The sequence below is a fragment of the Bacillus sp. EB106-06-01-XG163 genome, from assembly GCF_058791615.1.
The window spans coordinates 100,858-126,031 of sequence record NZ_JBYTDS010000001.1 but is presented as its reverse complement, the minus strand read 5'-3'; the positions used below and the strand labels follow the sequence as shown (position 1 = coordinate 126,031).

General features: G+C 40.2%; 27 protein-coding genes and 6 pseudogenes. 24 read left to right on the top strand and 9 right to left on the bottom strand.

Annotation, left to right across the window (positions count from 1 at the left end; genetic code table 11):
- Positions 1-214: 214 nt before the first annotated feature.
- Complete coding sequence (locus AC3WTF_RS00515; RefSeq protein ID WP_072589120.1) at positions 215-313, bottom strand: YjcZ family sporulation protein; 99 nt, start codon at positions 311-313, stop codon at positions 215-217.
- Between the two features lie 813 nt (positions 314-1,126).
- Here AC3WTF_RS00515 and AC3WTF_RS00510 point away from each other — a divergent pair.
- The 3 genes and pseudogenes from AC3WTF_RS00510 (at position 1,127) to AC3WTF_RS00500 (ending at position 3,365) form a co-directional block, all read left to right on the top strand.
- The gene (locus AC3WTF_RS00510; RefSeq protein ID WP_003154035.1) at positions 1,127-1,312 is read left to right on the top strand and encodes a hypothetical protein; all 186 of its coding nucleotides are present in this window, start codon (positions 1,127-1,129) and stop codon (positions 1,310-1,312) included.
- Positions 1,313-1,888: 576 nt separating this feature from the next.
- Positions 1,889-2,802, top strand: a pseudogene (locus AC3WTF_RS00505) (helix-turn-helix transcriptional regulator).
- A gap of 63 nt (positions 2,803-2,865) precedes the next feature.
- Positions 2,866-3,365, top strand: a pseudogene (locus AC3WTF_RS00500) (DinB family protein).
- Between the two features lie 150 nt (positions 3,366-3,515).
- Here the strand turns inward: AC3WTF_RS00500 and adhP are convergent.
- Positions 3,516-4,532: an alcohol dehydrogenase AdhP gene (gene adhP, locus AC3WTF_RS00495; protein ID WP_020955863.1), complete on the bottom strand. Its 1,017-nt coding sequence runs from the start codon at positions 4,530-4,532 to the stop codon at positions 3,516-3,518.
- A 483-nt stretch (positions 4,533-5,015) separates the two neighbouring features.
- Here adhP and AC3WTF_RS00490 point away from each other — a divergent pair, with 483 nt between their 5' ends.
- From AC3WTF_RS00490 to AC3WTF_RS00430, 13 genes and pseudogenes are all read left to right on the top strand, one after another.
- The gene (locus tag AC3WTF_RS00490) at positions 5,016-5,381 is read left to right on the top strand and encodes an LbetaH domain-containing protein (RefSeq protein ID WP_232424290.1); all 366 of its coding nucleotides are present in this window, start codon (positions 5,016-5,018) and stop codon (positions 5,379-5,381) included.
- A gap of 606 nt (positions 5,382-5,987) precedes the next feature.
- Positions 5,988-6,191 carry a hypothetical protein gene (locus AC3WTF_RS00485; protein WP_041482442.1) on the top strand — a complete coding sequence of 68 codons (204 nt, stop codon included), beginning with the start codon at positions 5,988-5,990 and terminating at the stop codon, positions 6,189-6,191.
- Between the two features lie 92 nt (positions 6,192-6,283).
- On the top strand, positions 6,284-6,427 hold the full coding sequence (locus AC3WTF_RS00480) for a hypothetical protein (RefSeq protein ID WP_007611678.1): 144 nt from the start codon (positions 6,284-6,286) through the stop codon (positions 6,425-6,427).
- A gap of 647 nt (positions 6,428-7,074) precedes the next feature.
- Positions 7,075-7,713, top strand: a complete 639-nt coding sequence (locus AC3WTF_RS00475) for an HIRAN domain-containing protein (protein WP_020955867.1) — start codon at positions 7,075-7,077, stop codon at positions 7,711-7,713.
- 51 nt (positions 7,714-7,764) lie between these two features.
- Positions 7,765-8,178, top strand: a complete 414-nt coding sequence (locus AC3WTF_RS00470) for a UPF0715 family protein (protein ID WP_041482444.1) — start codon at positions 7,765-7,767, stop codon at positions 8,176-8,178.
- Between the two features lie 149 nt (positions 8,179-8,327).
- Positions 8,328-8,417: pseudogene (locus tag AC3WTF_RS00465) on the top strand (YoaP domain-containing protein); the annotation flags it as partial.
- Between the two features lie 232 nt (positions 8,418-8,649).
- Positions 8,650-9,167: pseudogene (locus AC3WTF_RS00460) on the top strand (GNAT family N-acetyltransferase).
- A gap of 234 nt (positions 9,168-9,401) precedes the next feature.
- Positions 9,402-9,562, top strand: a pseudogene (locus AC3WTF_RS00455) (hypothetical protein); the annotation flags it as partial.
- Between the two features lie 129 nt (positions 9,563-9,691).
- Positions 9,692-10,027, top strand: coding sequence for a DUF3902 family protein (locus tag AC3WTF_RS00450; RefSeq protein WP_047935749.1), 336 nt, complete (start codon positions 9,692-9,694; stop codon positions 10,025-10,027).
- A gap of 129 nt (positions 10,028-10,156) precedes the next feature.
- Positions 10,157-10,636 carry a DUF4944 domain-containing protein gene (locus AC3WTF_RS00445; RefSeq protein ID WP_007410343.1) on the top strand — a complete coding sequence of 160 codons (480 nt, stop codon included), beginning with the start codon at positions 10,157-10,159 and terminating at the stop codon, positions 10,634-10,636.
- Positions 10,637-11,195: 559 nt separating this feature from the next.
- Complete coding sequence (locus tag AC3WTF_RS00440) at positions 11,196-11,816, top strand: DUF3885 domain-containing protein (protein WP_020955870.1); 621 nt, start codon at positions 11,196-11,198, stop codon at positions 11,814-11,816.
- A 225-nt stretch (positions 11,817-12,041) separates the two neighbouring features.
- Positions 12,042-13,115, top strand: a complete 1,074-nt coding sequence (locus AC3WTF_RS00435; protein ID WP_047935750.1) for an LLM class flavin-dependent oxidoreductase — start codon at positions 12,042-12,044, stop codon at positions 13,113-13,115.
- Between the two features lie 206 nt (positions 13,116-13,321).
- Positions 13,322-13,942, top strand: a complete 621-nt coding sequence (locus tag AC3WTF_RS00430) for a lytic polysaccharide monooxygenase auxiliary activity family 9 protein (RefSeq protein ID WP_003154023.1) — start codon at positions 13,322-13,324, stop codon at positions 13,940-13,942.
- Between the two features lie 164 nt (positions 13,943-14,106).
- Here AC3WTF_RS00430 and AC3WTF_RS00425 read toward each other — a convergent pair whose 3' ends face one another.
- Entirely contained in the window at positions 14,107-14,205 is a 99-nt protein-coding gene (locus tag AC3WTF_RS00425) for a YjcZ family sporulation protein (RefSeq protein ID WP_003154022.1), read from the bottom strand.
- A gap of 142 nt (positions 14,206-14,347) precedes the next feature.
- On the opposite strand from AC3WTF_RS00425, the gene AC3WTF_RS00420 reads away from it, so the two are divergent.
- Positions 14,348-14,887, top strand: coding sequence for a GNAT family N-acetyltransferase (locus AC3WTF_RS00420; protein ID WP_033574803.1), 540 nt, complete (start codon positions 14,348-14,350; stop codon positions 14,885-14,887).
- A 346-nt stretch (positions 14,888-15,233) separates the two neighbouring features.
- Here the strand turns inward: AC3WTF_RS00420 and AC3WTF_RS00415 are convergent, their stop codons facing one another.
- The 3 genes from AC3WTF_RS00415 to AC3WTF_RS00405 form a co-directional block, all read right to left on the bottom strand.
- Complete coding sequence (locus AC3WTF_RS00415; protein WP_047935751.1) at positions 15,234-15,770, bottom strand: hypothetical protein; 537 nt, start codon at positions 15,768-15,770, stop codon at positions 15,234-15,236.
- A 285-nt stretch (positions 15,771-16,055) separates the two neighbouring features.
- Positions 16,056-16,253, bottom strand: a complete 198-nt coding sequence (locus AC3WTF_RS00410) for a hypothetical protein (protein ID WP_047935752.1) — start codon at positions 16,251-16,253, stop codon at positions 16,056-16,058.
- Between the two features lie 168 nt (positions 16,254-16,421).
- Positions 16,422-18,839: a peptidase G2 autoproteolytic cleavage domain-containing protein gene (locus tag AC3WTF_RS00405; RefSeq protein ID WP_047935753.1), complete on the bottom strand. Its 2,418-nt coding sequence runs from the start codon at positions 18,837-18,839 to the stop codon at positions 16,422-16,424.
- Between the two features lie 378 nt (positions 18,840-19,217).
- Between AC3WTF_RS00405 and AC3WTF_RS00400 the strand changes: the two genes are divergently transcribed.
- Positions 19,218-19,652, top strand: a complete 435-nt coding sequence (locus tag AC3WTF_RS00400) for a dUTP diphosphatase (protein WP_003154017.1) — start codon at positions 19,218-19,220, stop codon at positions 19,650-19,652.
- A gap of 88 nt (positions 19,653-19,740) precedes the next feature.
- Here AC3WTF_RS00400 and AC3WTF_RS00395 read toward each other — a convergent pair.
- A pseudogene (locus tag AC3WTF_RS00395) lies at positions 19,741-19,847 on the bottom strand (DUF4177 domain-containing protein); the annotation flags it as partial.
- A 211-nt stretch (positions 19,848-20,058) separates the two neighbouring features.
- Here AC3WTF_RS00395 and AC3WTF_RS00390 point away from each other — a divergent pair.
- From AC3WTF_RS00390 to AC3WTF_RS00380, 3 genes are all read left to right on the top strand, one after another.
- Positions 20,059-20,880 (top strand): poly-gamma-glutamate hydrolase family protein, encoded by an 822-nt coding sequence (locus AC3WTF_RS00390; protein WP_007410335.1) that lies wholly within the window; start codon positions 20,059-20,061, stop codon positions 20,878-20,880.
- A 108-nt stretch (positions 20,881-20,988) separates the two neighbouring features.
- Positions 20,989-21,138: a DUF8570 family protein gene (locus AC3WTF_RS00385; protein ID WP_007410334.1), complete on the top strand. Its 150-nt coding sequence runs from the start codon at positions 20,989-20,991 to the stop codon at positions 21,136-21,138.
- Positions 21,125-21,955, top strand: a complete 831-nt coding sequence (locus tag AC3WTF_RS00380; protein ID WP_007410333.1) for a prohibitin family protein — start codon at positions 21,125-21,127, stop codon at positions 21,953-21,955. The genes AC3WTF_RS00385 and AC3WTF_RS00380 overlap by 14 nt, the downstream gene beginning before the upstream one ends.
- A gap of 27 nt (positions 21,956-21,982) precedes the next feature.
- Here AC3WTF_RS00380 and AC3WTF_RS00375 read toward each other — a convergent pair whose 3' ends face one another.
- A complete protein-coding gene (locus AC3WTF_RS00375; protein ID WP_003154009.1) occupies positions 21,983-22,432 on the bottom strand; it encodes a YndM family protein in 450 nt (149 codons plus the stop codon).
- Positions 22,433-22,585: 153 nt separating this feature from the next.
- Between AC3WTF_RS00375 and AC3WTF_RS00370 the strand changes: the two genes are divergently transcribed.
- Entirely contained in the window at positions 22,586-23,014 is a 429-nt protein-coding gene (locus AC3WTF_RS00370) for a hypothetical protein (protein WP_003154006.1), read from the top strand.
- Between the two features lie 338 nt (positions 23,015-23,352).
- Here the strand turns inward: AC3WTF_RS00370 and lexA are convergent, their stop codons facing one another.
- A complete protein-coding gene (gene lexA, locus AC3WTF_RS00365; RefSeq protein ID WP_003154004.1) occupies positions 23,353-23,973 on the bottom strand; it encodes a transcriptional repressor LexA in 621 nt (206 codons plus the stop codon).
- 156 nt (positions 23,974-24,129) lie between these two features.
- On the opposite strand from lexA, the gene yneA reads away from it, so the two are divergent.
- Positions 24,130-24,441 (top strand): cell division suppressor protein YneA, encoded by a 312-nt coding sequence (yneA, locus tag AC3WTF_RS00360; RefSeq protein ID WP_003154001.1) that lies wholly within the window; start codon positions 24,130-24,132, stop codon positions 24,439-24,441.
- A 15-nt stretch (positions 24,442-24,456) separates the two neighbouring features.
- On the top strand, positions 24,457-25,107 hold the full coding sequence (locus tag AC3WTF_RS00355; RefSeq protein ID WP_015417547.1) for a YneB family resolvase-like protein: 651 nt from the start codon (positions 24,457-24,459) through the stop codon (positions 25,105-25,107).
- Positions 25,108-25,174: the final 67 nt, after the last annotated feature.

Below are 25,174 nucleotides of genomic sequence, written 5' to 3'. Positions count from 1 at the left end.
ATCACAACACCTTTTGGATTGTTCGCCTCATTCTTCATAGCGGCAATATTGGCGCAGGCAGGGGAGGAAACTCTCCCGCTTACCAGAGTAAAAATAAAAAATGTTTATCTCAGATTGGTTTTTTTAAAAAGTAAAAACGCCATAAAACTTCTTATGGCGTCTGTCCGAACTAAGGGATGCAATGTTTGGGAGACGAATATAAATCGTCAATGTGCTAGAAAAGGAATGCAGCACCTACAATGATTAACAAAATGAACAGCACAACGATCAATACGAAAGAGTTTCCGCCATAATTTCCACCGTAGTTCCCCATATTATTGCCACCTCCTGTTGTTAGGATAGTACATAATATGCCGGACGATAAAATTCGACATAGATTTAAGTCTAAATAAGAAAAAATGGATGTTATGTCTAAAATGAAGAGCTTCTAAAACAATAAAATAATGGGAGGTTAACTGAAAGAGAGAAATGGATGGGACGGTTTGCTGTTTAAAGAGGAGGGATATGGCTAAACATGCAATAAAACTGTGTATGAAAGTGGTGAGCCATGAAGTTACTTCATCATGCAGAACCACATACGAAGAGGTACAGGGAAATTATAGTTAACGAAAATATTCATCATTTCCCGGGCAAGCGCAGTATACGACAAATCAAAACAAATCACAAAGGGACGGAAGGTACGATACAAGGAGGCTGCTTGCGGGTTTGTGGTGCAGAATAAAGTTTCCGTTTCAAAAAGGTCGTATGTTTATTCGAAACTTTACGTTTATTCCTGCAGAATGCTTGTAAAAGAAAGTCGGCAAAACTGCCGACTTTCCTAACGGAATTTAGATCTCAACAGATCTAAAGAAACCATTGACACTATCACCGGTGCCGCTATCATATTTCAGGATGTATTCTCCTTTTTGGTTAACGCTGAATTCCTGAATGAACGTTTTCCCCGCATTTAATGTCGTAGAGGATATAAGGAAGAAGTTTCCTGATTGAGTGAGGTATAACGATGACCGGGACGGCTGCGGATCAACTGAAACGAAGTATATTCCCGGGCAAGGAATATTTCTTTAACCTGAAACTTTTATAAAGCATTAACGTATTACTTTATAAAGGTAAGTAAGGAGGCTTCTGAATGGGATTAAAAAATTTCTTTAATACTGAGTTAAAATGCTCTATCTGCGGAAAAACATTAAAATCAGGGGATGAGATAACAGCTTATCTTACACTTCCGAGTGAGAAGAAGATGCCTGTGGGGAGAATGGATAAAGTGTTAAGCAAACACTCTGATAAGGTCTGCTGTAAAAAGTGCAGTGAGTAGGTTTTTAGTGTTATGAGGAACCTCTGGCGGGTTTCCTCATAACAAATATCAACCAATTAAATTAGAAAAAAGCGAAATTGTGATGATTAAAGTAGATAAAGAACTGAGGGATACCAAAGGGATCATTTTTCGTTTACTTTGCTTTTTTGAAGGTTTGTTTAGCTCGTGGATCACTGCACCCCATAAAAGCATGGATGCTAAAATGATAAGACTCATATGTAACAACACTCCTTTGTTTCTATAAATTTTACCATATATATCACAAGGATGTCGATTGAACGAACATCTCTATAAAAAGAAGATGTTTATCTAAAATTGTTGAGAGATTCAGTGAACTATTATGTAGATTAAATTGGGCCTGTGAAGATGAAGCTGTAGACATAAGCAAAGGTTCAACAGCCGTTTTATTGAATATCAGATGAAGCAATAGAAGGGTTTATCGGGGTCGCAAAGTATAAAGCATATGGTAATTCGACGGTTAGGTGGACGTGGTATCTTGAAGTGACAGGAGGTGAGCGGCATAAATGTGTCAGAGCAAAAAGAGCTTCCAACCCTAATAAGGAAAGGAATTGAGAATTGAAATTAGAACGTTTGTTATCAATCATATTCAAGCTCTTACATAATGAAATTTTATCTGCTTCCAGTTTAGCTGATGAATTTCAAGTATCAACGCGGACAATTTATAGAGAAATCGAAGCGATTTGTGCAGCTGGAATACCAGTCGTTTCATACCAAGGGGCTAACGGCGGTTTTGGGATAATGAGAGGATACAAATTTGATAAAAGTTTAATCGGTTCTCATGAAGTATTGAATTTAATTACAGTATTAAGCAGTTTGTCGAGTGTTTTGAAGATAAGGAAGTTGAACACACGATAGATAGATTAAAATCTCTGGATACAAGCGAAAACAGCAGGACTTTGTATGTTAACTTGGAAAGCCTTAGAACAGAACCGAATTCATTAATCCGGCTGCGAAAAGCTATACAGGAAAAAAAGGCAGTACGCTTTGATTATGTCAGTAATAAAAATGAATTTACATCACGTGAAGCAGAACCTATCCACCTTCATTATAAGTTTCGTAATTGGTATGTATATGGCTTCTGCAGAGAACGTCAAGATGATAGAGAATTTAGAGTATCACGTATGATGAATATAACGCTTACTCAAGAAGAGTTTTTGCGCAGTCACAAAGTGAAAGATGAACCATCTTATTCAGAATCCGACCTGGGAGGATTTGCGGATGTAGTCATTTGGGTTAATCCTAATTCCATAGCTAAAGTATTAGATCAATTTCAGAACGCTTCAAAAGTCATGAACAGAGATGGAAGTATGACGTTTACAATCTCTGTGTATCGGCCTCAGCATGCCGGATGGCTTAAATCAATTCTTTTGAGCTTTGGCAGTGGCGCTAAAATTATAAAACCGGTGGAACTGCAATCAATTTTAATGGATGAAGCCGAAAAAATAATGAAAATTTATAAAGATGTATGACAATGTGCTGTCATATATCTTTTTTTATAATCACAAGTATCAACTTTAAAGGAGAGATGTTAAATGAACCATGCGAAAAACATGTATCAGTACCATGTTTGGGCGAATAAAGCGTTAGTAGAAAGAATAAAGGAATTACCAAGTAATGTCCTTTATGAAGAGGTTCACAGTTTTATCCTACAATTGCTCAAACGTTCAGTCACATCTGCGCGGTGGATGTTATGTGGCTGCAAATACTTAAAGGAATAGACATGCAGGAAGCATTGGAAGGTTCTATGGCTTATGCGGAAAGGGCTCATTTATATTCTGCAGATGAATTTGCGGCGTCTTATGAAGAACTGGCTTCACAGTTTGAAGAATGGATGAATAGCCAAACAGATGTAGAACAAAAAATGAACTTAAATAACCCTTGGTTAGGTTACAGAGAAACTGCTTACTCAGAAATTTTATTCCATGTTGCCAATCACGGAACTTATCATCAGGGCAGCATAACAACTATGTTAAGACAGCAGGGCTACGCTTCGGCAATGAATGACCTTGCATTATATTGGTATCAGGATTAGTTCAGAGAGTACTTGCAAAATGCATAACCGCCGAATGATCTGTAGAGCTTCTTTTCTGAACTAAATGACAAAGTCTCATTCAGTCTGGGTGGGGCGCCGAGCAAGAATCGAGATCAAAGGCTGCCGTATCATTCCCGGCAGCCTTAATGATTAGGAAGTAAAATCGATAACCATGCGGCCGGTCACTTTACCTTGCTCCATTTCTTCAAAAATATCATTCACATCTTCAATCGGGCGTTTTGTCACTTTAGGTACAACTTTACCGTCTGCAGCAAATTGAAAAGCTTCCTTCAGGTCTTCTCTGGTACCTACTAATGAACCTACAACCTGAATTCCATCTAACACGAGACGGGGAATATCTAAATCCATTTTGTCCACCGGTAAACCGACAGCGACTACGCGGGCTCCTGCTTTTACAACATCAATCGCTTGATTGAAAGGGGTTTTAGAGACAGCCGTGATGACCACAGCATCAAGCCCTAAATCGTTAGTCACTTCTTTTGCTTTAGCGACGGGGTCTTCGTTTAAACTGTTTACAACCGCGTCAGCGCCTAAGCTCTTAGCAAAATTCAATTTTTCGTCGCTAATGTCGAACGCAATCACTTTAGCGTTAAAGACATTTTTTGCATATTGAACAGCCAAGTTGCCTAAACCGCCGACTCCAAATACACCGATCCATTGACCTGGCTTAATTTCACTGACTTTAACGGCTTTATAAGTTGTTACACCTGCACAAGTAATGCTGCTTGCTGCTGCAGGATCTAAATTTTCCGGCACCTTTATTGCATAATCAACCGCTACGATTGCTTCTTCAGCCATTGCGCCGTCAACTGTATAGCCGGCATTTTTTACATCGCGGCACAAGGTTTCACGGCCAGTTAGGCAATATTCACAGCAGCCGCAGCTTTCAAACATCCAGGCAATAGAGACGCGGTCGCCCTTTTTCAAACTTGTTACACCTTCACCGATCTCAGTTACAATGCCTATTCCCTCATGACCTAGAGTGACGCCAGTAACATCCCCGAAATCAGCATTTTTAACATGCAAGTCAGTATGACATACACCACAGTATTCCATCTTAACTTTGGCTTCACCATGTCGTAAAGGACGTAATTCTTTTTGTACGATCGCTATACTTTTGTCTTTTGTTGCTACTACTGCTTTCAAATCATGCACCCCTTTCGAACATTAGCAGAAAATTTTTACTTATCTTACAATTTAGCACACTGCTCTCCTTTTGAAAACCCTTACATTTTTTTGCGGACAAGTGTCTCTACAAAAGTTGAGGGAGCTATGCAGGGGGATTCTATGGATCATGTGTCATCTCCAAATGCACAGAATTTATATATATACATAAATAGATACGTTTTCAAAGGAGGCTTTTTTTGAGCGATAAAAAGCTGACGGAAGATAAATTTGACAATCACCGGCTCACTAAGTTTTTGCCCTTTATCAGCCCTAACCCTGTTACATCATGTAATCCGGTTCAAAGATACCTTAAAATCGATAAAACCTCGTTCATAAGTCCGTTTTCCAGCGTGAAAGGAGACGTGAGAATAAAGGACAATGTTAAGTAGCGCCACATGCTGCTATTCGTGCAGATGAAGGAACACACATACAAATCTTCAAGACGGAGTCATTTTACATGGTTTGTTAAAACAATTTGTTTCAGTCAAAGATAAGGCATATTCCATTTATATCGGAAACAATGTAAGTGTCGGGCATGACGCTCTCATTCATGGCCCTTGTTATCTTGGAAATCACACGTTCATCGGTTTTAAGGCAATCGTGTACAATGCAATTATAGGAAAAGGATCATTTGTTTCATACAATGCTGTTATCACAAATGGTGTACGGATTGCACCGAATCGGTTCGTTCCTCCCGGTGCCGACATAGATACACAAGAAAAAGCTGACAGACTCAGAAGAGTGACAGAAGAGGAACGTGAATTTGCACGGGAAGTGCAGCGCGTAAATCAAGAATTTCCCGCTTCTTATAAAGCGTTATTAAGCTAACGAAAAGCAAAATGCGAATATCCTGAATTAAATTGATGCATGAGAATTGGCGCTCCACGATGCAAGGTCAGATAAGTTTTGAGAGTCAGATTTCGGTCAGGGATTCGCAAAGGGAAGAGTTAAAAGCTGTTCATCGGATATTTGTGGGGAAGCTGCAAGAAGGGTCGAAGGTGAGCAGGGCGGCGGATTAAAACTGACCTTCCCTCAAATTTTATCCTAATAGGTTTGATAGGAGGATACAATCATAAAAATAAAATGATGCTTCGCGAATGAGCCTAAAAGCGGCTCTTTTATAATCCGTCTTTAACGCTTTAACGTAGAAGTTCAGCACTCATGGTTCTGCTGGATAAGACAACTTTTCTTATACAATTAGCATAGTGAAGTTACTTATTTTTACATAACTGTTGGAAATGGTCTTTCCATCTGAGATAATAAAATTCATCTTGATTGATACATGGGGGAGTAAGGATGGGCTGTTTTTATCAAGCGGCACGCAAACCATTTTACAAACAAATTCCTCAAGCGGTTTTTATAACCGAAGAAATTAGTGCTTTGGATAAACGCTGTAAGAAGGACTCTCTGTTTAAATAAACGAGGTGAAAATCAATGGATGGAATAGAATTTTTAGAATCTGTGTCACGACTCGGACAACTCATTTTGGTGTTTTCCAGCTACGCCGTTTATTGGAAATTAGGGAAAACAAAAAGGGAACGAAGACTTACAAAATTCGAAGCTTTGCTTAGGTTCTTTGTAATGTTTGGTCTATGTGCATGGGGGCTGTCGTTTCTTGCTTTGAATTTGTGGTCGTAATCTTTCTGCCGATATTTGAGCTTAAACTGCAGAGAATTACACTGGCAGGAGATGATTTTACCCTTAGTGAAAAGAATTTCACGGGTAATCATTTGAACTTGAGCGCGGCTGATAAGGTGAATGGTGATGCAAACAGAAATCATTACTTATTGATCACAAAAGGAGCCGGCTGCGGAGACGTGTGGATTAAAGGCTTTTACGGATTCGAACACGATGAGCCGGATGCAGATTGGTGAGCGATACACAGTCAAGGTATTTCCTTGACCTTTTTTATGGGTATACTGATAATTAAAAGTAATCATAGTAAACTAAAGTTACAATAAAAGTAACGAAATACAAATTTTAAGGAGTTGCATAAAATCATTCTTTTAAAGAGAAGGGGATTAGGTTGGATCAGTTAATAAATCCTACGAAACATTCTTTTTATTTTAGGCTAAGTAAATATGACTGTTATAAAGTTAGAACAGGAAAGTGCTCCTTAGATTTAACTGATAAGGAATTTAATGCTTTAGAAGGCGAAGATCATGAATATGCACTAAAATGCAGAGATTGGCTGCGCACTACATAAAACCAGACTGCATAAAAAACATTCAGGAATATATGCAAGCGTAAATGCTTGCGGTCATATTTCGTTTAGTAATGGTCAGCACAGGATGTGTATTTGTAAAAGGTCAGGTGTCGATAAATTACTTATTCATTTATCAAACAACGGAGATTATATATGTCATATATGTCAGGACAAAAACAAAAAATTAACAGTTAAAGAAAAACTGAAGCAAAGGTTTTTTAAAAAGGATTCGAATAAACTTGCAAGAGAAAATGATTTTATTGATGATGAGTTTTTTGATTAAACCAATCTTTTATTTCAAATGGAGGGGTACATTTGGGTATACTCAACTTTTTCAAGAACAAAGTTAAAAATGAACAAAATGAGAATAAAAATAATAATATTAACACTGTTGGCGTTAATAACGAAACAGAGATGGTATCGAAAAAAGAAAATTTCCCAATCTTGATTCAAGAGACAGGCTTCTCAAGGAAATATGAAGAAAAGTCTGCATTTTTCGAGTATATAGACTTTAAGGTTGCAGGAACATCACACTATCAAAAAGATATTAAGAAAGCCATCAAGACTGAGGATGAAGATAGCTTTTTCTTCGATGAAAAATATGATGGTATGACAAATAAAGAGATTCTAGAATCAACTTTTGATGAGCCGATATTTATTTATCATAATTCCCTTTTCTCAAATTGTGAATTGCGGTTAGAAGAGAACAACAAGTACGATCCGGAAGCTATAGCTGTCTATGTAAATGATTGCAAAGTAGGACATGTTCCTCGAAAGAATTTTCAAGAAGGCAAGAAATACATTTACGATCACTTAAAGAGTGGTATAAGGCACCCGATATCAGCAAGTTTGTATGGAGGGAAATATAAAGTTAACCGCGATGATACAAAGATTGAAACAGGAGAAACAGATTATAAAATTGAATGTCAAATAGTGATTAAAACAGACAAATAGACAATAAAACTACGATATTGTAAGTGCGAAGTAAATGAACGGGGCGGTGACTTGAAGCTGAATTCAACAAGATTAAAGAGCTATACCTACACATTGGTTTTTTCAAGTTTGTCGTATGGTTTGATCTTCGGGCTATATATGTTTGTATACTCGGGTTTTGTGCCATTTGCATTGGTTACTGTGGTTATCATTGCTTTTTACGCATTTATTACTTACTTTTTGTTTGCTGTTCCTGTGCAACTATGGCTAAGAAAGAAGCCTAAAAAGTTTAGCTTGGTTCATCTTTTCATTTATACAGCAGTCGCTTTTTTAGCTGTGTTCTTGTTCTGGCACATAGATAATCCGTCAATTGATTTCACAGTTTTCAGAATGCCCATTTATTACATAATGAGCATTGTTGCTGCGTTCATATATTGGTTCTGGGACTCTATATTTCTGAGAAATTACAATACTCCCCAGAAGTAAAGCTGATGTTCTAAAAAAGACCGACTAGCGCCATGCCCAGTCTGCATTGTTCAAATTGAAATTCATGTGATGAATCCAGAAAGCGGGTGAGGAAAAATGGAATACATTGAGTTGACTAGGGACAATATTGATGACAATCATATTTGCTGAGCGTGTTTTATAATGGGACATTTCTCACTCATGAGATGATGAGCGTGAATAAGTTTGAAAAAATACTCAATAAGCTTTTAATGGCTTAACTTTGTTTTAATTACTATTCCTCGTTTCTATATTCGATACTGAGGGTTTTTCACGAAAATTGTTCAGTACTTTACATCGCGGGCGGCAAATGAATGATTATTGTTTTTGACAAAGATGATAACGTCCATCATTATAGTAAAAATAGATTGAGATAAGTTCTTCAACAAACGAATAAGATCTGTTGAAGAAGTTCTTTTCAAAGATCGATAACAATGAAACAGGAGACTGCAAATGCAAAAAATTGAAACCCTTCGCTTAATTTTAAGAAATTTTACCGAGAGAGATGCGCAAGGTCTGTTGGAATATTCTGCACATCCGAGAGTGAATTGCTTTCTTGATGACAGAATGTCTACGTTAGAAGAAGCTGCCGTAAACGTTCAAAAAAGAAGCCGAGATGACTCTTATATTGCAGTTTGTTTAAAAGACAGTAATGATCTAGTCGGAGAACTATTTTATTTAAAAGAAGAGCCAGATACCTATTCTGTTTGTTGGAATTTCAATGCCCGTTTTGAAGGGAAGGGATACGCAAGTGAAAGTGCGAAGGCTTTCTTTGAGTATCTCTTTATGCATATGTTGAAGATGATAACTGCAGGTCACAAAAATTATGTGAAAGATTAGGAATGCGTAAAGAAGGTTATTTTCTTGAATTTATTTCATTTACTGCACACGAGGATGGAACACCTAAATATGAAAACACTTACCAATACGCATTGCTAAAGAAAGAATGGTTAAAACAAAAACATAGTTAATAGAATTTGTGGGGAAATAATCTCCCCTTTGTCGAAAAAACCTTGCTGAAAGCAGGTTTTTTTGTATTTAAGTTAAATACTTCATTAGGTTACCGATCATACCAATGGATTATGGAATTGAAAAAAGTACTTAGATTAGTAACGATCAAAAAGATTAAGCTTGAAGGTTGGGAAAATCATGAAATTCATTATAGCAACGTTGTAAAATTGGAGAGAGGATGAATGTGATGGACATTTTGCAGTTTAGCGACAGAAGGAGCGGGAAGTAATCGAATCAGCAATGTTCAATTCATTTTGATGAATTTAAAGATGCGCTCGAGAATGGAAAAATGGTTGCGAAAGATAATATGCTTTTGAGAAATCAAGCAATTAACGCTTATAAAACATCTATTTAATTTTAAATCGGCGTTTCAGGTGAACTTTATATGATTTCTGTTTTCGTAAACATATTTAAAAACGAAATAAGAATTAAAATATGCAGACAAAGCAGCGAAGCATAACGCATAAAAGGTGTTATCAGATGTATGACCGTGCCTAAAAATAAAACTTATGAAGAAAGGAACTCTAACGTGAAATCAAATTTAGTTTCGTTTCTATTAGCATTGTCAGGATTTATATTCAGTATTTATATGCAGTCAATGGCTTACTGGAGCAATGACTCTATGCTGTGGTATTGGGTCGGTGCGGTTTTGTCGTATCTATTTGCTGCAGGATCAATGGGTACTCTGATTCTTAACAAAAACAAAGACTCAATTCTAACAATAAGTTGTCTCATTTTAATGATTGTAACCGTTATGCTTATTTTCGTCACAACTTTTTGGACGACTTTTATCATTATTGCATGGCAGTCTGGGATGTGAAGCTAAGGGGAATATGATCTTCTTAGTATTTTTTTTATTCCTGGGATTAGAATCCCTTTTTATTATTCTTTCAAATTAAATGTAACAATTCTAATATTCATACGTTCTAAATGATAAAGGCGGGATGTCATGAAAAAACGTAAAGTCATTAAAACATTGCTGGTTATTATCACTGTTCTCATAATAGCAGCCGGATTTGCACTGTTTTCTTTAATTTCAGGAGAAAAAGTTAAATATATCGGCTATAGCCAAAGCAAGACGTGGGAAGCGTCAATCGAAAAATCAGGCAAGACCTCTATCGGCCCTAACTATTTCTTGAATTTGTATTACAGAGGTAATAAAGTGAATGAAAAGAACACGGTGATTAAGAGATTAACATTATTTGTTGACGGCCGGAAATATGGTGAAGATAAAGACTATCATCTTTCAGAATACACCGGAGAGAAATTAGAAGGCGGCGGAACGGGAGAAGACCATATTCAGACGTTTGAATATATGCCGGAACATGAAGTAATCGGTCATGAAATCACTGTTGAAGCAGCATGGAAAACCGATCATGAGTCCTATTCAGAAAAATTCAATCTGAAAAGAACGCATTGGTATGACTGAAAGAATAAAAAGAGGGCGGTATAACCCTCTTTTTGACGCAGAGCCTTTATTTTTGTCTGTTTTTTCCTCGATGTGCTGAAGTCGATAAAAGAGGGATTGGAGCCGATAAAATTACTTACTAAGACATACATAAAGAAACCATTAACAGCTCCCTGCCGGCATCCGTAAAAAAGAATGGATAATGAGATAAGCAATACAGCCGTAAGCAAGTCTGCAGCCAGACCTATTTTACGGTGAGACTGAAAATATGCTCTTAATCTTCTGATGTTGTTCAAAGCTGACACCTCTTGATGCTTATGATAAGAAAATAAACCCATTGAAATATATGTAACATCAATGAATAAGGTTGGAAACGGAGGGGTTCAAAGTTGGGGCGATCTTATGTAAAAGAAAGGATCAGGATGAATGTGACCAGCATCCACCCTGATCAATGGGGTTCACAGTGTTCTATTTCATTGTATTCCAATCGGAATAATATTACAAGGGTGAAAAAGAAATAAGCGGAATGTTTTCGGCTTCTTCTGCTTCTGGAGCGGGAAAAGGAAAGTGAGATGTTTGAATGAAAATAAATGATTATCTGAAGGAAAGGTTTCCGACTTTAAAATTAGTGCCCGGCATTTATCATCAATGGGACGTGGGAATTCATTTTTCTCTCGGCGGCAATATGTATCAATTTAATGAAAGCGGTGCTTTGAATCTTGAGTATTTTCAGCTGGTTCATCATCAAACCGCCGCACTTTTCAATGAGCTGTTTGAACATAGCGATGACTTGTTTCTTGTTGCCAACGTGTATAAGCACAAATCTCAAGGTAATCATGCGAGAAAATTAAAGGTTTATCAGCCGTTTCTGAAGTGTAAGGATGACTTATATCGGATTCAAGTGAAGACCTGTCCATGCCCGGTCGAAGAAGAATATGAAATGCAGCAGTTTTCTTTATTATGTAAACGGAAAGATCTGCGTATCCCCCAATTACTTAAGGCAGCCGTCCACGAAGATTTTCCGCTGAAGCCAAGGTTCGGGGGCTGTTCCGTTGGGTATCCCGATGTTTTCTTTGTGAATATGACAAAAGATATTATTTTCTTTCTGTATGATGACAGAGGGTGTGAAGTCATTGCTCTTGATGCCGGAAGAATACGAAAGCTTTATGATCAATATCACGATTGGATTGAATTGGACTGAAAATGAACACATGAATTCGAATCCGCTTGTGCCGGCTTTGTTCTTGCCTAGTCCGGCTGCATGAGTATAATGGGCAGAATTGAAGGACGCCTGAAACTTTTTTTTCTCTCATACCGACCTTCTGCATGTTAAGCTTCTGTATTTATTTTGAACGAATTCCTATTTGTAAAACGGCTGAATAGAATAACATAAAAGCTTTTTTACACAGTGCAGGAGGAGAGAAATGTGAGGGCTGAACACCGTGATTGTATGGAAATTGGAATTTATTCATTTGCAGAATTATATCCCGATCCTCTGACAGGGAAAACAGTCAGCGCAAAGCAGCGGATAGATGAATTGATGAAGCTGGCGAAACTGGCTGACGACGCAGGGCTTGATGTATTCGGTGTAGGCGAGCATCATCGTCTTGATTATGCGGTATCTTCGCCGCCGGCCATCTTATCAGCGATTTCACAGATCACTGAAAATATTAAGCTGACCAGTGCCACGACTGTATTATCCACCGCAGATCCCGTCCGTTTATTTGAGGATTTTGCAACGCTTGATCTGATTTCAGACGGCCGGGCGGAAATCATTGCGGGACGGGGCGCATTTTTAGACTCGTTTCCTCTTTTCGGTTATGACGTAGGCCATTATAAAGAACTGTTTGAAGAACACATTGACCTTTTTTTAAAATTAAATTCAGGGGAAGAATCGGTTACCTGGAAAGGACGTTACCGGCCGCCGCTGCGCGAGGCAGAAATTTCTCCTCGGCCTTTTCGCGGAAGCATTCCGCTATGGTTAGGTGTTTCGGGGACTCCGGAAAGCGCAGAACGGGCCGGGCGTGCAGGTGCGGGGTTGGCATTAGCTGTACTGAGCGGTGATCCGATGTCATCTAAGCCGCTTGTTGACAAATACCGGAAAGCGGCTTCTAAAGCCGGTCATCCTCCGGAAAATGTGAAGGTTGCCGTAACCGGACATATGTTCATTTCAAAAACGAATGAACAGGCAATACAAGAATTTTATCCGTATCATTCAAATTACTGGTCTCACGTTCATTCATATCACGGGATCGATGAGCCTTTAACGAAGGAAGATTTTGAGCGGGCGTCCGGAAAAGAAACAGCTTTATTTGTGGGAAGCTCACAGCAGATCATTGAAAAAATCATGCATCAATACGAGTTATTCGGACATCAGCGATTTCTCGCGCAAATCGATATAGGAGGTATGCCGTTTAAAAAAGCCGCGGAAAACATCGAACGATTAGCAGCGGAAGTAGCACCGGTTATCCGAAAAGAAACCGGCAAATCCAGCGAATGAAGTTCTGAGCAAAAGGGGCGGCCGGTCAATCGCGGATTCGACAACAGAATCGGCCCGGCTTTTTCTTTATGATTATAAAAAACAAAGGGAAAAGCGCCAACCTCATTGCTTTTTCCTATCAAGAAAAGGAAGGTCATTTCATCCTCCATCGTGAAGTGTATATACCGAAAGGTTTTTATTAACAAAAGAGGGAGGATGATGCAGTAATGAAGGGTTTAGTCAAAGCTGCAGTTTTAACTGTTACTCTTGGTATTGGAGGCGCTTTTTATTCAAGTGATGCATCTGCGCACGGGTATATAAAAGAGCCCGTCAGCAGAGCGTACATGGGAGCATTAGAGAAACAAACATTGGGCTGGACGGCCGCTGCGCAGAAATATGGCTCCGTCATTGATAATCCTCAGTCTGTAGAAGGGCCGAAAGGATTTCCGGCTGCAGGTCCGCCGGATGGAAGAATCGCGTCTGCAAATGGGGGATCGGGACAAATTGACTTCGGTTTAGACAAGCAGACTGCAGATTATTGGGTAAAACAAAACATCCGCGGCGGTTTTAACACCTTTACTTGGTACTACACGGCCCCTCATGCGACATCAAAGTGGCACTATTATATCACCAAGAAAAACTGGAATCCGAATAAACCTTTGTCAAGAGATGAATTCGAATTAATCGGAACGGTAAACCACGACGGTTCCAAGGCAGATACGAATCTGACTCATAAGATTTTTGTGCCGACTGATCGAAGCGGGTATCATGTCATTTTAGGGGTATGGGACGTTGCGGATACTTCCAATGCCTTCTATAACGTCATCGATGTAAATCTTACACAATAATCTATGAATTATTGATCGGCTGCATGTTGATACATCGGCCGATCTTTTTAGTTTTAATGTGTGAATGAAAAGGGGAAAAACAGCAGAGCGCCATAAACATTTCATTTATGGCGCCGTACGATCATGGAGGTGCTGCTGACATGGATGCGGAGGTAAGAGGATTCTTAATAACCGCCGAGGAAAGAAGCCCCAACGATGATTAATAAAATGAATAGCACCACGATTAACGCAAAGGAGCTACCATAACCACCTGAGAATCCCATATAATCTCACCTCCTAAAGAGGATTAATACATATTATGCCGAAATGATAAGTTTGATAGGGATGCTAGTTTACTTTTTGAAAAAAAGTTTTTTTAGTCTGCATATATTTTCTTCTCACATTTCTTTTAAAGGGGGACCGTAAATGCTTCCTGTAATAGAAACGGACAGACTTATTCTTAGAGAAGTTGAAAAGAAAGATGCAAAGCAAATATTTGCTTGTTTTTCAAATGCAAATGTAACACGCTATTATGGTTTGGAACCTTTTGATTCAATGGAACAGGCTGAAAAAATGATTGGCTGGTTTAAAGATCAATATCATGATAAAAAGGGAATGCGATGGGGAATCGAGAGAAAAGATGCGAAGGGAATAATCGGAACTATTGGTTTTAACTCTTGGGTGCCCAAGCATAAGCGGGCGGAGGTCGGTTATGAGATTCATCCGAATTATTGGAGGAATGGCTATGCTTTTGAAGCGTTGGAGAATGTTCTTTCTTTTGGGTTTGAAAAGCTTGGGCTGCATCGTATAGGCGCTGTTGTTTTCATTGAGAATGCAGCGTCTCATCAATTACTGATAAAGGCGGGGTTTCAATCTGAAGGAATTTTGAGAAGATATATGTATCAAAACGGACTGCCCCATGATACACGTGTATATTCTATACTGAATGAGATCGTTAACGAATAAATTGAAAATTCGTCGTTTTGTCAGGTGTTCTGTGGTATAAAAAGCCGGTGAAGACTTATTGCAGAACCTTAAAATTGATTCGAAGCCATAAAGCATTTTTTTGCTGTGCTTTCTGCAGACGGAGTTTGATTGTAAGAAACGATTCCGATAATCACTAACAAGATGATGAACACCAATATGCTCCACAACACTATTTTTAAAGACTTTGACATAGTATACCCTCACTTTGAAAGACTTTACCGGGGCTGCGATCGGAGCCCGCGCTTCAAGTATAGTCGTTATAACGGTGAAAAATGTGCAGTCCAGTTAAAAAAACTTGCGGGCGCTGCCGCAAGTTTTCTCCGTATTAAGGTCTGTGGAATTCAATATGCTGATTATCACGATCGAACCACCCTCTGAATGCCCAATTGATCCAGCCCCCGTCTCCTTTGTTATCGAAGGACCCGTCTTCGAAGACCCAGATTCCGTAAGTAATACCGTCATAAACGGCTGATCCGTAAAACTGAACGCCGTTAAAGCGGTCTTCATATTCTTGATTTAAATTGAACACCATGACGTTGTACTTCTGTCCTGATGCGTAAAATGTTGTTTCCATGACATTTTTTACCCAGCCGGTTCGGTTTTGATCTGACTTAACCGCTTCAGCAATGCGATCTGAAATTCCGAGAACATCTACGTTTACGTTTAGCCCGGTATCAACACCTGCTGCTTTTACGTTTTGGTCTGCTGTTTTGGATAATTTACTTTCTAACGGATTTGCAACGGGTGAAACGTGAGGCGCGTTTGCGTGTTCAGATTGACTGGCTGCTGAGGCACTGGCTGTGAAAGGAATTGTTAGAGATAAAGCTAAGCATGATCCGACTATCGTTCTGGCGATTTTCATGGCTATGACCTCCTGAGGAAATTTTTAAAAATTGTTGCAAATTCATGGTATCGCAGAAAAATTGACCAAGCAAAGAGTAGATTTTCTCAAAAGTCATGTCATTCTATTTGTGTTGTTTTCTGTAAATGAAATACTTTTAATTAGGCGAAAAGGGAAGAAAATAATAGAGTCTTTTTATGTATTGTGATAGGATGACCGGATTTTGGGTGAAAATAGCCCGGAGAAACGCCATAATAAGAAAAACACCCGGAGTTTACCGGGTGTAAAAAGTGTTGATATGTCAAGTTAGCAGCATTTTTTACATTTTTTGCATTTTCTTTTATAAACAACGATGTAATCATAATCAAGATGCTTTTTATCTTGTTTCTTCTTTTTTTGTTTAGGCTGCTTTGGGTGGTGATCATAATGTCCGTTCATATCCATGTCCATATCCATGTCCATATCCATGTCCATATCCATGTCCATATCCATACCCATATCCATACTCATATTCCTCCTTTTTTCATCTGACGGTAGTATTCTATGACAGAAAGCATGGATGGCTTGGACAAATGAAACGGTATGCTGAAAAAGAGGCATCTCATTCGGTATAAAAAACAGGATCATACCCGCCCGATAGAAAAGAGAGGAGATGATCCTGATATTGAGACCCTATTTGATAACCGCAATTGCAATGCCGTACCCTTTTTCAGAACTGTATAAGGCCGTCAGTTTCAATACCTTCCAGCCTTCCGCGGCTTTAGTCCCGATTCCGTTATGGGCCGTGATATAATCTCCCGGGCTGACCGTACCGTCGACCCGTACGTAATGCCGGCCGTTGAGTCCGACAATGTGCCATTCGTCTCTGGCCGCTCGTGCTTCATAGTCAGCTTCAAGAGCCGGACTGCAGTCTGGGTTTTGTTTCGGCACGCGTACCGTTTCTCCTGTTTCCTCGTCAGTCACATTTTCGTATATGAAACCGCCGAACTCGTTTGTCAAAAAGCGGCTTTGCCATCCGAAGCTTGCGGCTCCTGAGATAAAAGCGGCTGTTTCTGAAATGACGCCGAGCATGTAATCTCCGACGTGAGCCGATTCAATTTTTTCGCCTTTCACTGTGACGATTGTCCCGGCGGGAATTGTCTGGCCGGTTACACTTTCAAAGTATTCTCCGTACCCTGACAGGGAAGAGGTGACAGCTCCGGCGAACGTACCGTGGCCGCCCGCTGAATCCAATTTCCATTTGATGGACTGATGCCCTCCGGCAACCGTGTATGGTTCTTCCAATGTAATGCTTTCTGATGACAGAATCGTTCTGGAGACTTTGCTGCCCGTAATATGGGCATTGTTTGAAGCGGCGATAAATGCCCTTGAACCTTCAGAACTTGAACCTCCGGAAGAGCTGATGATCGCATTTCTGTCACCTCTGGCCGTAATATCGCCTGTTCCCGCAATAACGGCGCTTGTCGGGTTGAATGCAAAACCGGAGCTGGTCGCGAGCTGTGCGCCTCCCTTTAAATTGACGGGGATCTGCTCATAAGTCTGTCCTTTTATAGATGCGGCCGCGCTGTAACCTTCCGCTTGCACCCCGAGAATGACGGCCTGACTGTTAGGGGACGTAATTCCGACGGAACCGCCGTCTCCGATCATCGTACCGTTCATAATATTTACGTTATATTGGCCTCCGCCGATTGAGATGCCTTTAGGAGATGACTTGTATATATCAAAATTTAAAATTTTAACATAATCGGTTTTATTTGATCCGCCGGATATATTGATGTCAACACCTGCTTGTGTAAAGCCGCGTATTTTAATGCCGTTGATCGTGATATTTTGACTGCGGTATTGAAGAGCCACTACTGGATTCCCGCCATAGTCGTATGAGGGATCACCAATAGCTGTGAATCCGTTTACATTAACGTTTTTATAGGCAGAGATGACCAGCGCCCTCGGGGTCACACCGTCATAGAGAGCATTGAATACCGGTTCAATCGCGGTGCAATCGGTTAAAGTAACATCATAAGCCGTCGTGCTTTCGGGGTCTGAGGCCTGATGATGGCCGATATGACGAATATCAAATGAACGTACATCACGATACGAAACATGACCGATAATATGAACATTTTGAGAAGCCGGCCACAGGCTGTGCGCCTTTACCTCAATCCCGCGGATATTTCCGCTCGTATAGTTATTTAAAAGCCATACATGTTTAGAGCCGTCGTCAATTTCAATGCCGTTCGAGTTTGCGCTGCCCTCAGCATGCTCTGTGCCGCGGGGGTTTCCGGAATGGCAGTTGGAAATGAAAATATACTCGCTGTAATGGGTGGTAATGCCGTCGTCTCCGGCGCCGTATGCCACACAGTTATCAATCCATATATATCGGCAGCCGTCTTTCGTCCATTCTGTTTCAGGCAAATGATCGTAAGTCGGAGATGTAATATCAATACCATGGAGACCCGCGTTAACCGTTTCAACATTCTTAATCCAGCCGTATTGCACATTAGCAAACGTTAAACAGCTGGAAAACTGTCCTCCGGGGTTCCTGACGCCGCATTGACGATCAGGATTCCAGTCTAAAGTCATGTTCTGGACAAAAATATTACGGTTTCCATTTTCGTAATCATCGTTAGTAATGACCCATTCGTATGCGGGAGTGTCCTCATGAAGCTTAAGCACGGTAATCCCTTGTCCCTCACCGGAAATGGTAGTCCATGAGGGGAGTTTTATCCCTTGAACCAAAAATTCTCCTGCGGGAACATTTACTTTGACCCGGCCGTTCCCGATCGCTCTCCGAAAAGCTTCTGTATTGTCCCGGCCGTCAGGGACCGCTCCGTAGTCCTCCACATTCACTTCCCGGGTGATTTTATTCATAAGCATTTCGTATTCGGTATCAAGCCGTTCTTTTAAAAGTGAGGTGACCATTCCTTCCGCCGTCACCCGGGCATCTGCGATCTCAAGATTATCATCCGTTGCGGAATGCTTAATAAAATTCTGCATCCTTGCTTTGAGATGCTCCAATTCAGAGGGCTGTGCAGGGCGAGACTGCAATGGGGCGTTTAAAGACGGATCAGGAAAGTTTTTAAATTGAACCATTCTAAAGACACCTCTTTCTTTTGATATAAGCGCCTGAGGCAGGGGACAGAAAAGAGTCGTGCGCCCTTTAAGCGCTTATTCTTCAAATTCTTTATTCAGAACGAAATTCCTTTTGAAACCAAGGTGAAATTTTAAAAAAGCTCTGTTGAAAGAACGGATATAAAGCTTTGTATTATTGTAATTGAAGCTGTCATGTGAAAATGGAGGAAAAACTGATAGGAGGGGCCCTCATTTTAGGTTTATTCTCATTGGCTTCGCAGTGCTTCCTCTTCGGCTGCATATACACCAAAATCAACATTTTTATCAGTTAAATGGTATAATGGGGCACGGATTGGTCATCAATACGACTGAAATAGGGAAGCAAAAGGAGCAGCGAAAATGACTTTACAAATCAAAATTAAATATTCAGATGATACGCAAACGAGAATCAGTAAAATTGAACAGGGCGATTGGATTGATTTGCGGGCAGCTGAAGATATAACAATCAAAAAAGGTGAATTCAAACTTATCCCGCTTGGAGTTGCGATGGAACTGCCGGAAGGATATGAGGCCCATGTCGTTCCGCGTTCAAGTACATATAAGCATTTCGGTATCATTCAGACAAATTCAATGGGAGTCATTGATGAATCTTATAAAGGCGACAATGACTTCTGGTTTTTTCCTGCATTCGCGCTTCGGGATACCGACATTTCCAAGGGGGAGCGGATCTGCCAATTCAGAATCATGAAGAAAATGCCTGAAGTGGAGCTGATCGAAGTAGACAAGCTCGGGAACAATGACCGCGGCGGACTGGGATCAACAGGTACGAAATAAAACGAAAAAAGACTGCTTAACAGCAGTCTTTTTTTTATGGAAACAGCAGTTACATTCAATTTGTTTCGGGGATTCTTGAATTGGGAAATCATACGTCACGTTCGAATTTGACTTCGAAATAACCGGCCGCTCCGTAACCGTCTATGCCGGAGCAAATATTTGAGCCGGACGCCAGCCCAGCTCAGCATATTGATAAAATGATTTCCCTGCAGTCCTCACTCTCCTCCAAAACTGGAGAAGGGTTTCATTTTTATCATTTAAGCCTTCCGTCTCTTTGAACAGAAAGACTTTTTTAGGTTAAAGGATAGAAGTTGTTTTGATGTTTTTATTCTTCAAGATGAACGGAGGTTTTGTCCAACGTATATAATATTGTGACAAAAGTGTAAACAAAAGAAAGGATGATGTTATGGCAAAAAGGGTTAGAAGAATAGACCGTAAAGCAGCTGGCAAAGAGGCAGAGCAGAAGAAACCGTCCAAAGTCACCCTGTTCTGCCGTTCGCTTCAAAGGCTGAAGCATTTGTATTGTAACATAAACATACAAATGCCATCAATAACCAAAAAAGGAATTTTAGTTTTAATTTTACCGTTTTTGCTTCTGCCGTTCTTTCGGGCTGATGCCGCTTCAGATATTTACGGCAGTTTCGAGGAATTAAAGCTGAATGAAGATCCTTCCGATTTTTCCATTTCAACGCGAGAGCATGACCCTTCTGTCCTCATATTAGCTATACACGGCGGAGGCATAGAGCCGGGGACCAGTGAGTTAGCCAGAGAAATTGCCGAAAACCGGAGTTTATATTTATTTGAAGGGTTAAAATCAGCCGGTAATGCGGCTCTGCATTTGACAAGTTCGCATTTCGATGAACCTAAGGCCGTGCAAATGGTGAAAGAGCACTCTCATGTCATTTCATTGCACGGTTACGGCAGTGACGATAAAAAGATAAAAATCGGCGGTACAGACAGAGAACGGGCCGAACTTTTGACCGATGTGCTGAAACGGCACGGGTATCCTGCCGTTCTTCTTGGCATAAATGATAAATATGCAGGCGTCAGTCCGAACAACCTTGCCAATCAATCTTCATCCGGATTGAGTATTCAAATCGAAATGAGCACCGGCTTCAGAAAATCACTATTTGACACTTTTACGCTGAAAAGCAGAGCATCCACACAAAACGGGACCTTTTACCAATTCACAAAAACGATTTCTGATTTTATCAGTGACAAATATTAATAAGCACGCCTATTTTGTCGGCGGGGCTTTTTCTTTTGAAATTTATGAAACTTTAAGTTCTTAAGATCGTATACATAATTGACAGGATGAAAGAAAAGAGGTGGGCAAATGAAAGTGATGATCGGGTCTATCATTCTTCTTGTCATCATCGGATTCGGTTTATGGCTGATGCTTAGTCCAATCTTTAAACAAGTGGGAAGCGGAGCCAAAAAATTCAAAAAGTCATGGGAGGAAGAAGATCAGCATGAGCGAAAATAAGCGCGGAAACACAAAAAAAATTATCGGCGGTGTGATTATAGGTGCAGCCCTTTTAATTGCGGGCGTTACAGCGTCACTATTCATTGAAAAAATACCGAACGGTTATGTCGGGGTTGTATACTCACCGAATGGCGGGGTAAAATCCGACACATTGGACCAAGGCTGGCACTTAGTCGGATTATTTAATAAAGTAACGGAATATCCGGTGCGTATGCAGACAGTGAATAATGAAAATATAAAAGTGGCAACCTCAGACGGTAAAAATATAGAAATGGATATCGCTTACAACTATGTCGTGCAGCCTGATAAAGTAGTCGATCTGTTTAACAAATTCGGAGCGGTAGACGTTGAAACGATTGAAAATACATATTTAAAAACAAGGCTGTGGGATGCGGCGCGAAAATCAATCAGCAAATACTCGGTTATTGACACATACGGGCAAAAATCTGCAGAGGCCGCTGCCGATGTTCAAAAGAGATTTGCTGATGATATGAAGAGTCTTGGATTTTTAATTGATGATCTGACGCTTGGCGTACCGAAGCCGGATAAAGCCACACAGGAAGCTATCGATGCAAGGGTGAAGTCTTCACAGGAACTTGAACGGACACAAACTGAAATTAAAATAGCCGAAGCCGAAGCGAAAAAGAAAAAAATTGAAGCGGAAGGGATCGCTGATTATAACGAAATCATAAAGAAATCAATGTCCGATGAGATGATCAAATATAAATGGATTGAAAAATGGGACGGAAAAACGCCGAAAGCGACAGGCACAGACTCACTGCTGCAGCTGCCGCTGGACGATCAGAAGCAAAAATAAAATGAGAAGGAGGCGATTGCCTCCTTTTTATGTTTTTTCCTGAGGGTCTTTTTCCGGCACTAATTCTTCAGACGCCTCGGTTTGATAGCTCCATAGCGTGCTATCCGTCTCTGTTGTGTCCTGATAATCTTCGGGAAGTACATATTGCTGCAAATACCGGTGAAAAAATGCCTCAAAAACAGAAATGCAAAGTGCAGAGATAACCGATGCCGCGGCAGGAGAGACATTAAATCCGCCAATGTTCATAAGGAATATCCATAATATAATGAATGAAATCCCGAAATCAGCTGCAACGGCTGTGAAATTGCTTGTTCTCGGCAGAATCATGCAATCACCCGCAAAATAAGTGATTAAACTTAAGATCACTGTAATAAACAGAACGTTTAAAAAGGTTACTTGGTACATAAGATCCAGAACAATGTACAGTAAAGCAAGTGTGAGCGCCGTTTTAGAAGCGAAAGCAATTACGTGTTTCATTTGAACCACCTTCGTTATTTCGTTTAGTCTTCATTGTAAGCAATCCGCAAATTTTTAAACTGGTATATAGTGGTTATAAAGCATACGTTTTAATAAAATGTGAATAGACATCACAGGATTCACAAGTTAAAATATGTAAAAAGGGGGATGCAAATGAAAAAATACTGGATATGTATTGCTGTTTTTTTATTATGTTTTAGCGGCATACACTCAGCTAAAGCGGCTACCACTGAATTCGGATCAAAAACAAGCTTCACTTTGGAGGGAAATGCAAAAGAGTTTCATATTGAAAATCCGGGGGCTGTAGCTGCCGACGATTACTTTTTAGGATATAAGTTCACCATAATGAACAACTCTTCATGCGGTTTAAGCATGAAACTCCAGCGGATGGCGCTGAACGGGAATTTTTATACATTAAGTTCTAAAAACTACAGCGGCAGCTGGTTAAACCTCAGTGCCCAGGATAAAAAATCAATTGATCCGTATCACAAATACAGAATTCTGGTTGAAAGTTCTTCAAACGTCTGTGGCCCCGTCTATATTAAAGGGTTTTACGGTGTAGAGTATTATCATTTTGATTGAAAATAGATACTCGCTAAAGGCAGCGGGTTTTTTTATATTTAAATATAACTTATTGTACTATGTACTAAATATTCATATATAAATTTTAATGCACCCGCCCAAAGAAAACATAAACAAAAGTAAATTCATCACGCACAAATATACAAAGTTGAAAAATGAATGAAAAGTTTCTCGAGGGAAACATTATTAGTTGACTTCAAAAGTGTGATGTCGGATAATAAGAATGTAAGTTTTTCCTCCTTAGCAGATTCGTTTCTTAAGCCAGGGCGAATCTGCTTTTTTTTATGCAAAAAAACCCCTTACAGAGGGGTTTTTACAATAAATGAAGTTTAATAGAATTAATGTACGGCCCTGAATACGCCGATAACTTTCCCCAAAATGCTTACGTTTTGCAGGATAATCGGCTCCATCGTCGGATTTTCCGGCTGCAGCCGCACATAATTGTCTTCTTTATAGAAGCGCTTGACCGTCGCTTCATCATCTTCGGTCATAGCTACGACGATTTCTCCGTTATTGGCCGTGTTCTGCTGTTTGACAATGACGTAATCTTTGTCAAAAATGCCGGCGTCGATCATACTTTCTCCCATGATTTCTAACATAAAGACATGTTCGCCCGGAGGAACCATCCGGTCAGGAAGCGGAAAATACTCGTCAATATTTTCAACAGCCGTAATCGGAATACCCGCCGTCACTTTCCCGATGACCGGAACGTTTACGACCTGGCTTTTCGGAATGTGGACTTCTTCTTCATCCAATACCTCAATCGCCCTCGGTTTAGTAGGGTCCCGTCTGATCAGGCCTTTTGTCTCCAGCCGCGCCAAATGGCCGTGCACGGTTGAACTGGAAGCCAGTCCTACTGCTTCTCCTATCTCTCTTACAGAAGGCGGATATCCTTTCGTTTTTACCTCTTCTTTAATAAAACGCAGGATATCAAGCTGCCTTTTTGATAGCTTCGTCATATTTCGCACCTCAAAACGTCGATTTTAAGTAGATTATAGCATGATTTTCCTGACAGTACAAACATAGGTTCGAAAAAAACGATTGACAGAAACGTTTGTTCGTATATACTGAAAGGTATAAAAAGCGAACAAACATTCTTATCGGAGGTTGTTTACATGGCGAAAGAATCTATTATATTTGTCGGACTGTTTACTGCGATTTTAAGTGCCGCTATTTTACTTGTCTCATGTGCGGGAAATGATCAGTCCCTCAGCCAATATGTTAAAATAAAGGTTCAGGACGGCGATACACTCTGGTCACTTGCGGATCATGTAGCAGAAAAGAAACACATTAATAAAGAAGATTTCATTGAGTGGGTGACGGAGAATAATCATCTCCAAACTGCTGATATAAAGCCCGGAGACGAACTTATTCTTCCGGTTAAGAAAAAGCATCCGGCCGTATATCAGCTGGCCATTGTCAATTAGAGAGGAAAGAGAGAAATGAAGGCACTCATTTATGCCCGCGTAAGCACAAACAAAGAACAGCAGCAAACGTCATTAAAAAGACAGGAAGAGGAGCTCAGTGAGATCGCTGCTGCAAACGGCATGGAAGTCGTGAAAGTCATTTCTGAGAAAGCCAGCGGTTACGAAATGGACCGCGACGGAGTATTTGAAATGCTTGATGAAATTAAAAAATCACATATTGACGCGATATTGGTGCAGGACGAAACGAGATTAGGAAGAGGAAACGCCAAGATTGCGCTTTTGCATTGCATTTACAGGGAGAACGTAAAAATATATACGACGGCTCATAAAGGTGAACTGGCGCTTTCCGAAGCTGATTCGATGGTACTCGAAATCGTCAGTATTGTTGAGGAATATCAAAGGAAAATTCACAATATGAAAATCCGGCGGGGAATGAAAAGAGCCGTGAAAAACGGCTACAAACCTGAACGGAATCTGAAAAACAGACATGAAAACAGCGGAAAAGAAAAAAAAGAGGTTCCGGTTTCGGAAATTATCAGGCTGAGAGCCAACAAGCTTACCTTTGCAGAAATCGCAGCGACCTTAAGGGGATTCGGCTACGATGTGTCCAAAGCCACGGTTCACCGGCGGTTTCAGGAATATACCGCAGACACAGAAGGCAGCTGACGCGCATCAGTTGTAAAAAAGACTGCGTTTTAGTAGTATATAATCAACACGCACCAAAGGAGCTTAT

Excerpts from the sequence above, each read along its gene's own strand:
- AC3WTF_RS00450 (WP_047935749.1), top strand. The coding sequence starts at position 9,692 with ATGACCGTGCCTAAAAATAAAACTTATGAAGAAAGGAACTCTAACGTG.
- AC3WTF_RS00370 (WP_003154006.1), top strand. The coding sequence starts at position 22,586 with ATGAAAAAATACTGGATATGTATTGCTGTTTTTTTATTATGTTTTAGC.
- AC3WTF_RS00440 (WP_020955870.1), top strand. The coding sequence starts at position 11,196 with ATGAAAATAAATGATTATCTGAAGGAAAGGTTTCCGACTTTAAAATTA.
- lexA (WP_003154004.1), bottom strand. The coding sequence starts at position 23,973 with ATGACGAAGCTATCAAAAAGGCAGCTTGATATCCTGCGTTTTATTAAA.
- AC3WTF_RS00405 (WP_047935753.1), bottom strand. The coding sequence starts at position 18,839 with ATGGTTCAATTTAAAAACTTTCCTGATCCGTCTTTAAACGCCCCATTG.
- AC3WTF_RS00510 (WP_003154035.1), top strand. The coding sequence starts at position 1,127 with ATGGGATTAAAAAATTTCTTTAATACTGAGTTAAAATGCTCTATCTGC.
- AC3WTF_RS00400 (WP_003154017.1), top strand. The coding sequence starts at position 19,218 with ATGACTTTACAAATCAAAATTAAATATTCAGATGATACGCAAACGAGA.
- AC3WTF_RS00425 (WP_003154022.1), bottom strand. The coding sequence starts at position 14,205 with ATGGGATTCTCAGGTGGTTATGGTAGCTCCTTTGCGTTAATCGTGGTG.
- AC3WTF_RS00390 (WP_007410335.1), top strand. The coding sequence starts at position 20,059 with ATGGCAAAAAGGGTTAGAAGAATAGACCGTAAAGCAGCTGGCAAAGAG.
- AC3WTF_RS00420 (WP_033574803.1), top strand. The coding sequence starts at position 14,348 with ATGCTTCCTGTAATAGAAACGGACAGACTTATTCTTAGAGAAGTTGAA.
- AC3WTF_RS00375 (WP_003154009.1), bottom strand. The coding sequence starts at position 22,432 with ATGAAACACGTAATTGCTTTCGCTTCTAAAACGGCGCTCACACTTGCT.
- yneA (WP_003154001.1), top strand. The coding sequence starts at position 24,130 with ATGGCGAAAGAATCTATTATATTTGTCGGACTGTTTACTGCGATTTTA.
- AC3WTF_RS00380 (WP_007410333.1), top strand. The coding sequence starts at position 21,125 with ATGAGCGAAAATAAGCGCGGAAACACAAAAAAAATTATCGGCGGTGTG.
- AC3WTF_RS00430 (WP_003154023.1), top strand. The coding sequence starts at position 13,322 with ATGAAGGGTTTAGTCAAAGCTGCAGTTTTAACTGTTACTCTTGGTATT.
- AC3WTF_RS00355 (WP_015417547.1), top strand. The coding sequence starts at position 24,457 with ATGAAGGCACTCATTTATGCCCGCGTAAGCACAAACAAAGAACAGCAG.
- AC3WTF_RS00385 (WP_007410334.1), top strand. The coding sequence starts at position 20,989 with ATGAAAGTGATGATCGGGTCTATCATTCTTCTTGTCATCATCGGATTC.
- AC3WTF_RS00515 (WP_072589120.1), bottom strand. The coding sequence starts at position 313 with ATGGGGAACTACGGTGGAAATTATGGCGGAAACTCTTTCGTATTGATC.
- AC3WTF_RS00415 (WP_047935751.1), bottom strand. The coding sequence starts at position 15,770 with ATGAAAATCGCCAGAACGATAGTCGGATCATGCTTAGCTTTATCTCTA.
- AC3WTF_RS00485 (WP_041482442.1), top strand. The coding sequence starts at position 5,988 with ATGGATGGAATAGAATTTTTAGAATCTGTGTCACGACTCGGACAACTC.
- AC3WTF_RS00410 (WP_047935752.1), bottom strand. The coding sequence starts at position 16,253 with ATGGATATGGGTATGGATATGGACATGGATATGGACATGGATATGGAC.
- AC3WTF_RS00445 (WP_007410343.1), top strand. The coding sequence starts at position 10,157 with ATGAAAAAACGTAAAGTCATTAAAACATTGCTGGTTATTATCACTGTT.